Origin of the sequence: Limnohabitans sp. Rim8 (assembly GCF_945869175.1) — a bacterium.
Classification (GTDB): Bacteria; Pseudomonadota; Gammaproteobacteria; order Burkholderiales; family Burkholderiaceae_C; genus Limnohabitans_A.
On the sequence record NZ_CAMBNZ010000087.1, the window covers coordinates 1 to 11689 of the forward strand.

General features: G+C 61.0%; 10 protein-coding genes. 1 reads left to right on the plus strand and 9 read right to left on the minus strand.

The genetic code is table 11. From position 1 onward, the window contains the following. Together Q0O19_RS11925 and Q0O19_RS11930 are read right to left on the minus strand one after the other, a co-directional pair. Positions 1-186 (minus strand): uroporphyrinogen decarboxylase family protein (locus Q0O19_RS11925; protein ID WP_295523265.1); only part of this gene is annotated, 186 nt, incomplete at its 3' end. A gap of 23 nt (positions 187-209) precedes the next feature. Next, positions 210-2558 (minus strand): thioredoxin family protein, encoded by a 2349-nt coding sequence (locus Q0O19_RS11930; protein ID WP_366939079.1) that lies wholly within the window; start codon positions 2556-2558, stop codon positions 210-212. 100 nt (positions 2559-2658) lie between these two features. Between Q0O19_RS11930 and Q0O19_RS11935 the strand changes: the two genes are divergently transcribed. After that, entirely contained in the window at positions 2659-3486 is an 828-nt protein-coding gene (locus Q0O19_RS11935) for a creatininase family protein (protein WP_295523267.1), read from the plus strand. A gap of 13 nt (positions 3487-3499) precedes the next feature. Here the strand turns inward: Q0O19_RS11935 and Q0O19_RS11940 are convergent, their stop codons facing one another. The 7 genes from Q0O19_RS11940 to Q0O19_RS11970 form a co-directional block, all read right to left on the minus strand. Next, positions 3500-4663 carry a hypothetical protein gene (locus Q0O19_RS11940; RefSeq protein WP_295523269.1) on the minus strand — a complete coding sequence of 388 codons (1164 nt, stop codon included), beginning with the start codon at positions 4661-4663 and terminating at the stop codon, positions 3500-3502. A gap of 83 nt (positions 4664-4746) precedes the next feature. Continuing rightward, the gene (locus Q0O19_RS11945) at positions 4747-5421 is read right to left on the minus strand and encodes a histidine phosphatase family protein (RefSeq protein ID WP_295523271.1); all 675 of its coding nucleotides are present in this window, start codon (positions 5419-5421) and stop codon (positions 4747-4749) included. A 49-nt stretch (positions 5422-5470) separates the two neighbouring features. Then, positions 5471-6394, minus strand: a complete 924-nt coding sequence (locus Q0O19_RS11950) for a PhzF family phenazine biosynthesis protein (protein ID WP_295523273.1) — start codon at positions 6392-6394, stop codon at positions 5471-5473. Positions 6395-6417: 23 nt separating this feature from the next. Beyond that, on the minus strand, positions 6418-7602 hold the full coding sequence (locus Q0O19_RS11955; protein ID WP_295523275.1) for a PLP-dependent aminotransferase family protein: 1185 nt from the start codon (positions 7600-7602) through the stop codon (positions 6418-6420). A 21-nt stretch (positions 7603-7623) separates the two neighbouring features. Next, positions 7624-8535, minus strand: a complete 912-nt coding sequence (locus Q0O19_RS11960; RefSeq protein ID WP_295523277.1) for a DMT family transporter — start codon at positions 8533-8535, stop codon at positions 7624-7626. Between the two features lie 21 nt (positions 8536-8556). Next, on the minus strand, positions 8557-9162 hold the full coding sequence (locus Q0O19_RS11965; RefSeq protein WP_295523279.1) for a LysE family translocator: 606 nt from the start codon (positions 9160-9162) through the stop codon (positions 8557-8559). Between the two features lie 63 nt (positions 9163-9225). After that, on the minus strand, positions 9226-11136 hold the full coding sequence (locus tag Q0O19_RS11970) for an ATP-binding cassette domain-containing protein (RefSeq protein WP_295523280.1): 1911 nt from the start codon (positions 11134-11136) through the stop codon (positions 9226-9228). Between the last annotated feature and the right edge of the window lie 553 nt (positions 11137-11689).

Sequence of the window (11689 nt, forward strand, 5' to 3'; positions counted from 1 at the left end):
GACTTCGGTGGCGAAGTCGACGTTGGTGGCCAGGCCCATGAAGCTGCCGGCTTTGGCGCGCGTGGCGCAGTACTCGGGCAGGTAGCGACCGGCTTGGCGCATGAGCCAGACGGGGGTGTGGTCGGTGGCTTGGCGCAGGCAGGCGCGCAAGAATCTGTCGTTTTGAAGGGGGGCGAAAGAGCTCATGCCCTTATTGTGGCAGGCCGCAATCAACGGCCCCTTAGCGCCTGTAAGGCGGTTTGCACTTCGGCCACGCTGGGCAGCTCTGACAAGAGCACCGGTGCGCGGCCCGGCGCATACAGGGCGTAGACCGGCACACCGCTGCGACCCAGTGCCGTCAAGGCTTGCGTGATGGCGGGGTCGCGGCGCGTCCAGTCGGCGCGCATCAGCACCACTTGGCGCGCTGCAAAGTCAGACAGTACCCGCGCATCGGCCAAGGTGGTTTTTTTGTTGTACTGGCAGGTCACGCACCAGGCGGCGGTGAAGTCCACAAACACGGGACGCCCTGCAGCCAGCTGGGTTTGCACAGCGTCTTCAGACCAAGCTTGCCAGGTGAGGGACGCGCTGGTGTTGGCCAACGTTTGGGCTGGCGCCTCGCGCAAAGCCACCGGCAACCAGCTGCTGCCCAGCCACAGCAAGGCGCCCAGGGTACAGCCACTCAGAACCCAACGCGTGCGGCCTTGCAAGCCCAACGCCCACACCAACCCAGCCACCGCGAGCAACACGGCCAGCAGGCTGCTGGCGCCGTCGATGCCGGTTTGCTGGCCCAGCACCCACAGCAGCCATATGACGGTGGCAAACATCGGGAACGCCATGGCTTGGCGGAAAGTGACCATCCAGGCTCCGGGACGCGGCAGGGCGCGGGCGATGCCCGGCCACCAGCTGGCGGCCAAATACGGCAAAGCCATGCCCATGCCCATGGCGGCAAACACCAGCAATGCCTGCCACACGGGCAGCGCGATCGCCAAGCCCAGCGAGGCGCCCATGAAAGGCGCGGTGCAGGGCGAGGCCACGGCCACGGCCAACACGCCCGACAAACCGGCGTTCACCGTGGGGTGGCGACTTTGCAAAGAGGCCAGGCTGCTGGGCAGCATCTGTCCAAACTCGAAAACGCCCGCCAGGTTCAGGCCGAGCAGGGTGAACAACAGCGCCAAGCCCGCCACCACCGGGGGCGATTGCAATTGAAAGCCCCAGCCCAGTTGTTCGCCTGCAGCCCGCAGGCCCAGCATCAGGCCGCCCAGCAGCATGAAGGACAGGACCACGCCCGCGGTGTAGGCCATGCCCGCAGCGCGGTGTTGCGACTGCGCGGTGTCGGCTTGGGTAAAACCCAGCACCTTGATGGCCAAGACCGGGAAGACGCAGGGCATGAGGTTGAGCAAAAAACCGCCGACAAGTGCCCCCAAGATGGCCAGTGTCAGGCCCAAAGTGGTCGTCGATGCCGCGGGTCTGGGGGCAGCGCTCGCATTCTCGGCCAGCGCCTTGGCCAGGGCGGGCGAAATTTCGGCGGGCGTGGCTTGTGCAGTGGCAGGCCAAGTGCCTGTGATGGGCGTGTCCAGTTCAAATGCCGGGGCCTTGGGGGCCGATGACGGCCCTGCCGCGACCACCCAGCGCATGGTTTTCGGGTTGTCGCTGCGCTCTGCAGACAGCGGGATTTGGGCGCGCCACACCCCTCCTTGCCAGTTTTGTGTCCATTGTTTGTTTTGGCCGTTGCTGGGGGTGTCCGCGTTGTGCACCAGGTTGGCAGTGACCGGGAAAGCACTCAAAGTCTGGCCGCGCCACCCCACAGGCAGGCCGTGCACCCGCAGGATGAGGTGTTGTCCATCGTCCGACACTTGGGTCTGGCCGCCCGTGATCCAGCTGCCGCCCTGATTCAACTGGGGCAGGGTTTGGGGTGTGAGCGTTCGCGCCGCTTCAAACAGTGGGGTGTGCTGGGTTTGAGGCGCTGCAGTGGGCAGGTTCAGAGCCAACTGGCCCTCTTGCGGGATGCATTCCTGGCGGCAGACCAGCCATTCGGCTTGCAGGCGCAGCGGCAAACCGCCCGTGGCGGGAAACTGAAAATGGGCACCGACAGTCACGGGCACCCTCAGCAGCAAGCGGCCCTCATAACCATGGTTGGCCAGCGTGCCGATGGGGATCTTTTTGGGCAAGGGCCAAGCGATATCGCCCGCTTGCAAGCCTGAGGGCAGCTGCCATTGCATCCGGGTGGGTAAGCCCGAGTCGCCCGGGTTTTGCCAGTAGGTGTGCCATTGGGGCTGGTGCTCGATTTGCAGCCCCAGCCAAAAAGTGGTGCCGGCCTGAATGCCTTGGGGCGCGTGAACCAGCAATTGGGCCTGCACTTGGTCGGTTTTGACCACGTTGGCAGCGCTTTGCAGCAGGGCGCTGGTGGCGGATAAGTGGGTAGGCGAGTTATTGCTCGAGAAAAGCGGGCCCGTTTGCGCCCTGCTGGTCATGGGCCATGCGGCCATGAGAAGCATCGAGGCCATAAAAGCGACACAGCCCATCGCCCAGTTCTGGCGCGAAGCGGTGACCAGATCACGGAAAAACACGGAAACTTTCACGCCAGTCCTTCTTTTGGGCCCCGAAGTCCTCGGGCGGGGCACCCCAACATCACTCTGCGAAAGGCACTGTACACGCCCCGGCTCCATTAAGATGCCCCCTATGCAAAACCCTTCGCGTTTTTGGGCCGACTGGACCACCCTCGATTTTCAGGCTTTGGCGCCTGATCGGACCATCGCCGTGCTGCCTGTGGCTGCCACTGAGCAGCATGGCCCGCATTTGCCCCTGTCGGTTGACACCGACCTCGTCGATGGCGTGGTGGCGGCCTGCTTGCCACACTTGCCATCTGACTTGTCTGCTTTGTTTTTGCCCACCCAAACGGTGGGCCTGAGCCCCGAGCATGCGCGTTTTGCGGGCACTTTGACACTGAAGGCCGAAACGGTGATCCGTTTGTGGACCGATATCGGCGAGTCGGTCGCAGCCAGTGGCGTAAAAAAATTGGTGCTGCTCAACGCCCATGGCGGACAAGTGAGCGTGATGGACATCGTGGCGCGTGACCTGCGGGCGCGCTTGGGCATGCTGGTCTACAGCGTGAGCTGGTTCAATTTGCCGCTGCGCGATGCGCAAGGTGTTGATGTGAATGCCCTGTTTTCCCCCGAGGAGCACCGCTTTGGTGTGCACGCGGGCGATACCGAAACCTCGATGATGCTGGCGCTGCACCCGGAACGCGTGCGCATGGATTTGGCGCAAAACTTCCGCTCCACCTCGCAAGACCGCGCTGAGCGTTTTGAGATTTTGGGAAATGGCAAAAGTGCCAAGCTCGGCTGGCAAATGCAGGACTACAACCACCACGGTGCGGCGGGCAATGCTTTGGCGGCCACCGCCGAAAAAGGCCAGGCTTTGCTGGACGCCGCAGGCCGGGCGCTGGCGCAGTTGTTGGGTGAAATTGACCGTTTGCCGCCCGAGACCTTGAGCGATTCAGTGGGCTGAAAACGCCCGCGCTTCAGAATCTGGGCAGCACCAATTCGCAGTGTTCGCGGCTCACGCTTTTGGGGTATTCGCGGGTGGTGTCGATGCAGCCACCTTCGGCGTAAACGCCTTTGGGGTCGCGCATGCGCAGCATCCGCTCCAAAACCTGGGCCCGAGATGCTGGGTTGGCTTCGGTTTGCGCCATCAGGGCCTCCACCACCGATTCGTCCATCTGCAGTTCACCTTGGGCGTCGGTGTAAGCGCCGTCTTTCCAGTGAAAGATTTCGATGGCTTTGGACTCGAGTGTGTAGGGGGTGTCACGCTTCCAGAAATTGCTGAACAAGCCGCCGCCCATGTAGAGGACCCAAGAGCCTTCGTAGCCGGTGACATCGGATGAGCGTTCGTCGGGGTTGCGAAACCACAAACGGTCACCCGGCACATAAAACCGCGCCGGCAAGGGGGCCTCCATGCTGCCGTACTCGACCAGGTAGACCTCATGGAATTGACCGGATCGCACGGCGTGAACTTGGTTGAGGCTTTGCAATTGGGCCAACAGTTCGGGATTTTCGGTTTTGAGCTCTTGTGCGATGCCCAGCAAAATCACGTATTCGGTGGCCCGGTAACAAGAAAAGTCGTAGAGCTTGCCCGAGGCATCGGGTTGGGTAGCCGCAGTCAGGGCATCGACCAGGCAACGACCGGGCTGCAAAATGAAACCGGCCTCGTCGCCACCGTCTTGCCAAAAGGCTTGGGGCCGTTCGGCCGCTTCGGTTTTGAAAGCCAAGGCGGTTTTGCGGGCGTCCAAGGCCATGTTGCGCCGCACCCGGATGTGAGAGGTGAGCGCGTCGAGGCTGGCAAATTGAAAACGATGCGGAGAACCCAGCAGCGCGACCCAAATTTCGCGTTCCAAGGCCCATGCTTCATCGGTTTGAGGGGTGTGCCCCAGTTTTTCGTGCAGGGCCAAAGTGTCGTGCCCTGGCATGCAATGCGCCCTGAAGTCATGCCGCAAATTGCAGACCAATCCGACTTGGGCGCCTTGAAGTGGCACCACCAAGGTTTGGACGGCGGATGCCAGTGACCATGTGCCCAACAACACCGCCAACTCGCCTGCCAGTCTTTGAGCATCGGCGGCTTGCGTGGTGGTGAGCTGGATACCCCCTTCCAAAGACGTGAGGGCCAACCAGGCGGTTGAACTGTTCATGGTTCAATTTTGCCTGCAAAACGAAAGGGTATTGCTTAGGGAATGTACCTGTGGTGAACATTCATGGCCACGGGCTTTGCTCTTCAGGCGAAGGTGACCCAGTCTTTGTGCGCGTCGCTGTCCAGGTGCGGCAAAGTGTTGTAGGTCAGCAGCATGTGCCGTTTCGGGTTGAACACGAACTCGGTCAGCGCCGTGTTGCGGATGCGCAGGTTCAATTCGATGGTGGTTTCGGGCGGGGTTCCCAGTACGCGGCCTACGGCTGTCGATATGGGGCCACCGCTGGAGACGATCATCACATCGCCCGAGTGGTTTTGCCGCACATGGTCTAGCGCTGCCTCAATGCCGCCCACAAAATCGGCATAGCTGGGCATGCCTTTCGGCTGGGTGCGCCCGGCCATCCAAGCCTGCAGTGCGTCGCGCAGCAGGCGAAAGTGGTGGCGGTACAGTTCGGGCGTATTGGGTTTGGCCAGCGGCTCGGGGTGGATGGACGCGATCAGGGCGTGGCTGTCGTATTCGTTCAGACCCGGCCAGACCGAGGGGGTGTGCGGCAGCCCTGCGCCTTCGGCAATGCCTTCCCAGGTTTGTCGGTGGCGCTTCAAGCTGCCCATCATCACCGCTTCGATGGCTTGTTCTTGCAACTTGGGCCGCAGGTACTCGCCTAGACGCACCGCTTGTTGGCGACCCAAAGGGCTGAGTTGGTCGTAGTCGTCGGCCCCGAAAGAGGCTTGTCCATGGCGGACTAAATAGAGTGTTCCCATGGGCTGCGATTGTGCGCAGTCCGGGGTTTTTCGACTGTCGCTGGTGTGATCAGAGGTTCACCGAACCCTGAATGCAGCCCACCACATCCCCGCCCACCCAAATTTGGCCTTGCCCGTCTTTCGACAAGAACACCTGCCCCGCGCGGCCAAGTACGGTTCCTTGGCGGGCGCTGTAGGCGGCAGGCATGTGGCCGTCGGCCATCAGCCATTGCGCCAGCGACGCGTTCAGGCTGCCGGTGACCGGGTCTTCGGCGATGCCCACTGGAGCGGCAAAGGCCCGCACCTCCAAGTCGGTGGGGTCGTTGGCGATGTGTGTTGACGGGGCGAACGCACGGGCCTCGCGATTGGCGCGGCGGATCAGGCCGCTCTCTGGGGCTTGCCGCTTGGCCGCAACACCCACTTTGGTGTTCAGGCGTTTGAGCGCCGCATGGTCAGGCGTCAGTGCGAGAAGGCGGTCCACCGAGTCGATCAAAATGCCCAACCAGTGGGGGCCGTTGTTCAAATCTTGTGCGGCCAGCACCTCGACCTCTTGCAGGCCCAGTGCCGCCAGCACATCGGCCAGCACGGCGGGTGCGGGCGTCTGGCGCTGCAAGACAGGCGCGGCAAAAGCCCAGCGGTCCGCTGTTGCCTTCAAGGTGACCAGGCCCACGCTACACTCTTGCACCAGTTGACCGCCTCGCCGAGGCTGGCCACCGGCTTGAAGCCAAGCGTGTGCGGTGCCCAGGGTCGGGTGGCCCGCAAACGGCAACTCTGCCCCGGGCGTGAAAATGCGCACCCGGTAGTCAGCCCCTCCCGCATAGCCTTCAGGTGTCGGCGGCAGCACGAAGGTGGTTTCGCTCAGCTGTGTCCAGGCGGCAAAGGCTTGCATTTGGGCGTCGCTCAAACCCTCGCCATCCAGCACCACGGCCAGCGGGTTGCCCAGAAAGGCGGTGTCGGTGAAAACGTCGACTTGTTGGAAGGCTCGGGTTTTCATGACGGAGTCCTGTGCCATCTCAATCAGAGCGATTCGCGAATGGCTGCAGCCAGCGCGGCCATGCCGGTGTTGATCTGGTCCACCGTGGCGGTCACAAAGGACAGGCGCAGGGTACTTTCGTTGGCGGCCCCGGCGTAAAACGCCGAACCGGGCACAAAGGCCACGCCTTTTTCGACCGCTTTGTCCAAGAGCGCAATGGCTTTGAGGCCCGGGGGCAGTTGCACCCACAGGAACATGCCGCCCACTGGGCGGTTCCAAGTGAGGCCCAAACCCACCATTTCGCGGTCAAGGGCGGCCAACATGGCTTCGCATTGCTGCTTGTACAGCGCGCGGATGGTGGGCACATGGCGCTCGATGAAGCCATCCTTGAGCACCTCGGCCACCACCCGCTGGTTGAAGCTGGGCGTGTGCAGATCGGCGGCTTGCTTGGCTTGCAGCATTTTGGGGTAGAGCGCGGGTGGCGCAACCAGGTAGCCCAGGCGCAGGCCGGGCGCGAGAATTTTGGAAAACGAGCCCAGGTACACACTGCCCTCGGGGTGGCGCGAGCTGAGGGAGGGCGCGGGCGGTGCATCAAACCACAGGTCGCCGTAGGGGTTGTCTTCGATGATCGGCAGACCCGTTTCGATGGCCACTTGGGCCACGGCGGCGCGGCGCGGTTCGGTCATGGTGCGGCCCGTGGGGTTCTGGAAGTTGGGCAGGAGGTACACAAAGCGGGCCTTGTCGGCTCCACTGCCAACCTTGGTGCGCAGATCGGCGGCATCCACGCCATGGTCGTCGCTGTCCACACCCACGGCCACAGGCTCCATGGGGGTGAAGGCTTGCAGCGCACCCAGATACGTTGGTGTTTCCACCAGAATGCGGCTGCCCGCGTCGATCAGGATTTTGGCCACCAGGTCAAGGCCTTGCTGACTGCCTGTGGTGATCAGCACCTGGTCGGGGTTGATGTTCATGCCTTGCTTGAGCAGGTCTTGCGCCACCCACTCACGCAAGGGGGCGTAGCCTTCGCTGGCCGCGTATTGCAAGGCGGCTTTGCCATCTTCTTTTAGCACGCGTTCGCTGGCCTCGCGCACCGCGTCGATCGGGAAGGTCAGGGGCGAGGGCAGGCCGCCCGCAAAGCTGATGATGCCGGGCTTTTCGGTGACCTTGAGGATCTCGCGAATCACCGAAGGGTTCATCTTGTGGGCACGTTGGGCCAGGGTCCAAGGCATGTTTTGCTCCTTGAGTTGTCTTTATTTTGGGGTTGGGGTGTTGGCCATGCGCCGACCCATGAAGACGGTGAGCACCACCAGCAGGGCAAAGCCCAGCGTCATGGCATCCAGTGATTCTCCCAGCAAAGGAACGGCGGCCAAAATGCTGATGAAGGGTTGCAGCAATTGCAGCTGGCTCACCCGCAGAGGGCCACCCAGTGACAAGCCGCGAAACCAGGCGAAAAAGCCCGCCCACATGGAGAACACGCCCACATAGAGCAGGGCCAGCCACGAGGCCGGAGCGATGGCGTTCTCAGGCCAGGTCAGCCATGCGCCGGGCAGGGTGATGGGCAGTGCCATGACGCAGACCCAGCTGATGACTTTTTCGGCCCCCAGACTGGCTGTGACTTTGGCCCCGGCCACATACCCGAGTGATGCCGCTACCACCGCGCCCAGCAGCAGGGTGTCGGCCCAAGTCAACCCAAAACCGTGCCCCATTTGTGCAGCGCGCAGCAAGCTATAGACCGCGACCAGGGCGCTGCCCAAAGCCGCGAAGAGCCAAAACCCCAATTTGGCGCGTTGGTGCATGAGCCATGCCGCTGCCGCTGCCGTGGCCAAGGGCAAAAGTGCGGTGATGACGGCAGCATGACTGGCCGTGACATGGCGCAGCGCCCAGCCCAGCAGCAGGGGGTAGCCCACCACATTGCCTGCCAAAGCCAGCAGCAAGGGGCCACGTTGCTCAGGCGCAGGCCATGGTGCCCGCACCACCAGCAGGTAGACCAATGACAGGCCGCCGGCCAATGCGGCCCGCGCCCAAGTGACAAACCAAGGCGAAAGCTGGGGAGCATCCACAGTGCCAGTTGCCAATCTGGTCATGGGCAGTGTCAGTGCAAAGATGAACACACCCACCAGGCCGAGCCAAAGTCCGCGTGTTTCGTTGTCCCTGTGTGTCATGGCGTGTTTTCAGATGGCGCTTTAAAGCAAACCATTCAATAACCACATCACGGTGAAAAGCAGCGCCCCGGACATGCAGCGGTTGAACACCAGCAATCGGCGTCCGTGTGCCAGCCAGTGCCTCAGCATCGAGCCCGCCAGCGCATAGGTCAAGTTGCTCACAAAACCATAGGCCACCATGATGGGCAAGAGTATCAGGGTGCGCTCGGTGGCGTCTTCGCGCCCGGCCACCCAACCGGCCACGATGGCCAGGGCCAACATCCAGGCCTTGATGTTGAGAAACTGCAGGCCAACACCTTGCAAAAAGCCCACCTGCAGCTTGGCGCTGTCGGCTTGCTGCAAGTTGCCGCTGCGCCACAAGCGTGAGGCCAGCCACAGCAAATACCCATTGCCCAGCACCACGATGCCCCAGCGCAAGGGCGGCCAAGCCACCACCAATCCGCCCAACCCCGTGGCGCACAAAGAAAACAAAATGCCCCAGCCGACCGGCACTGCACACACAAAGCGCATGGCGTGGCGCAAACCGTGGTTAGCGGCCATGGCCGTCGACAGTGTGGTGTTCGGCCCGGGTGTGAAGCTGCTCACGGTGGCGAGCACCAACAGGGCGCTGAGTTCAGAGGACGTCATGGCTTTGCATCTGGCGTTCTGATGGAATCGGGCACGGCATCTGAGAAAAACGCCATTCCAGTTTCAGCGGGCTGACAGCATTTCCCAGCGCTCCATGGCCGCCAGCAAGGCGGTGTCGATGTCGGTGTCGCGCTTGAACAGCTGCTGTGCCAGACCCGGGTCGCGTTGGTAAATGCTGCCGTCCGCCAGTTGCGCGCGGGCCTCGGCTTGTTCTTTTTCCAAATCTTCGATTTTGGAAGGTAACTCGGCCAGTTCGCGCTGTTCTTTGTAGCTCAGCTTGCTGCGGGTGGGTGTGGCGGCCACGGGCAATGCAGGGGCTGCCACTGGAGCGCTGCCCTGGGTTGTACCGCCGCTGCGCTGCGCGGTCTGGCTCCGAATCGCTTGGCTGCGTTGCGACTGGACCAGCCAGTCTTGCACCGAGCCTTCGTATTCACGCCACAGACCTGGTTGGTCCGGTGCGCTTTCACAGGCGATGATGCCGGTCACCACGTTGTCCATGAAGGCGCGGTCGTGGCTGACCAAGAACACGGTGCCTTCGTAGGTTTGCAGCAACTCTTCCAGCAGTTCCAGGGTTTCGATGTCCAGGTCGTTGGTGGGTTCGTCGAGCACCAGCACGTTCGCCGGGCGTGCAAACAAGCGGGCCAGCAGCAGACGGTTGCGCTCACCCCCCGACAGGGATCGCACGGGCGAGGTGGCCCGTGCGGGTGAGAACAGAAAATCGCCCAAATAGCTTTTCACGTGCTGGCGTTTGTTGCCAATCTCGATCCATTCGCTGCCCGGACTGATGAAGTCTTCCAGCGTGGCGTTCAGATCCAGGGCGTCGCGCATCTGGTCAAAGTAGGCCACTTCCATTTTGGTGCCGCGACGCACCTCGCCGCTGTCGGCTTCGAGTTCGCCCAAAATCAATTTCAGCAGAGTGGTTTTGCCCGCGCCATTGGGCCCCAGCAGGCCGATTTTGTCTCCGCGCAGCAAGGTGCCGGTGAACTTTTGGATGATGGTGCGCACCGAGCCATCCGGTTGGGGGAAGCTTTTGCTCACGTCGGTCAATTCCGCCACCAGCTTGCCGCTTGGGACGCCCGAGGCGACCTCCATGCGCACATTGCCCACTTTTTCGCGCCGAGCAGCGCGTTCGCCGCGCAGATTTTGCAGCCGCGTGATGCGGCTTTGGCTGCGGGTGCGGCGAGCTTCCACGCCTTTGCGGATCCAGACTTCTTCTTGGGCCAGCAATTTGTCGGCCTTGGCTTGAATCACAGCCTCTTGCGCCAACTGCTCTTCCTTTTGAATTTGGTAGGCGGCATAGTTGCCGGGATAAGGTCGCAACTTGCCCCGGTCCAGCTCCACGATGCGTGTGGCGATGCGGTCTAAGAAAGCCCGGTCGTGTGTGATCGCAATGACGCTGCCTTTGAAGTCGAGGAGCAGGTCCTCCAGCCAGGTGATGGCATTCAGGTCCAGGTGGTTGGTGGGCTCGTCTAACAAGAGCACGTCAGGTCGTGTCACCAAAGCTTGCGCCAAGGCAACGCGTTTGCGCATGCCGCCAGACAGTGACTGAACGATGGCGTTTGGGTTGAGCTGCAAGCGCTGCAGTGTCTCGTCTAGACGCTGCTCCCAGCCCCAGCCGTCGCGCGATTCAATTTGGCTTTGCAGCGTATCCAGATCCCCTCGGCTGTGGGTGTAGTCTTCAATCCACTGCACCACTTCGGCCAAACCTTCGCGCACAGACTCAAAGATGGTGTGCTCGGCCATCAAGACAGGTTCTTGCGCCACATAAGCAATGCGAACGCCTTGTTGCAGATGCAAATTACCGTCATCAGGGCGCTCCATGCCCGCAAGAATTTTGAGCAAGGACGATTTGCCTGTGCCGTTGCGACCAATCAGGCCGATGCGTTCAGACGTCTCCAGCGAGAAGTCGGCGTGATCAAGGAGTGCAACGTGGCCAAAGGCCAAAGAAGCGTTCAAAAGTGTGAGTAAAGCCATGACCCATTATCCGGCCCTGGGGATGCAAAACATGCCAGATCACAGCAAAAAACTTAGCAAGGCACAAAAAGTTATGCCATAATATAAAGCTTCCCTGATCAGTGGTGTTGTTTCGAAAGACACCAACAATGAGCACAGCAAGCATGCTGATGGAAGAATCTTGATTCGTTGAGAAAAGTTCAAAAGCTTGATGCAGTCTTAAAAAACGTGTCATAATTTAAGGCTTCGCTGAAAAGTAGCAAGGTTTGCAAAAAACCAGCAGTGATCAGCAAAGTCGGAAATGATTGAAATTATTTTTTGATCAACTTGACCGGATTGTGAAAACTGTGTAACAATATAAGGCTTCGCTGATCGCAGCGAGGCATTTAAGGTGAATTCAAATTCATCTGGGTTCTTTAAAAACTTACAGCCGATAAGCGTGGGCGTTTGATGGTGATTGCCAAGTTCTTCGGAACTTAGCTTTAATTAGCTAACAAACGCTCATGAAGTAAAAAAGATGTGGAAATCAGAGATGGTGACCACGTCGATTCCAATTTATGAGTTGGTCGAAAGA

Excerpts from the sequence above, each read along its gene's own strand:
- Q0O19_RS11935 (WP_295523267.1), top strand. The coding sequence starts at position 2,659 with ATGCAAAACCCTTCGCGTTTTTGGGCCGACTGGACCACCCTCGATTTT.
- Q0O19_RS11940 (WP_295523269.1), bottom strand. The coding sequence starts at position 4,663 with ATGAACAGTTCAACCGCCTGGTTGGCCCTCACGTCTTTGGAAGGGGGT.
- Q0O19_RS11945 (WP_295523271.1), bottom strand. The coding sequence starts at position 5,421 with ATGGGAACACTCTATTTAGTCCGCCATGGACAAGCCTCTTTCGGGGCC.
- Q0O19_RS11950 (WP_295523273.1), bottom strand. The coding sequence starts at position 6,394 with ATGAAAACCCGAGCCTTCCAACAAGTCGACGTTTTCACCGACACCGCC.
- Q0O19_RS11955 (WP_295523275.1), bottom strand. The coding sequence starts at position 7,602 with ATGCCTTGGACCCTGGCCCAACGTGCCCACAAGATGAACCCTTCGGTG.
- Q0O19_RS11960 (WP_295523277.1), bottom strand. The coding sequence starts at position 8,535 with ATGACACACAGGGACAACGAAACACGCGGACTTTGGCTCGGCCTGGTG.
- Q0O19_RS11965 (WP_295523279.1), bottom strand. The coding sequence starts at position 9,162 with ATGACGTCCTCTGAACTCAGCGCCCTGTTGGTGCTCGCCACCGTGAGC.
- Q0O19_RS11970 (WP_295523280.1), bottom strand. The coding sequence starts at position 11,136 with ATGGCTTTACTCACACTTTTGAACGCTTCTTTGGCCTTTGGCCACGTT.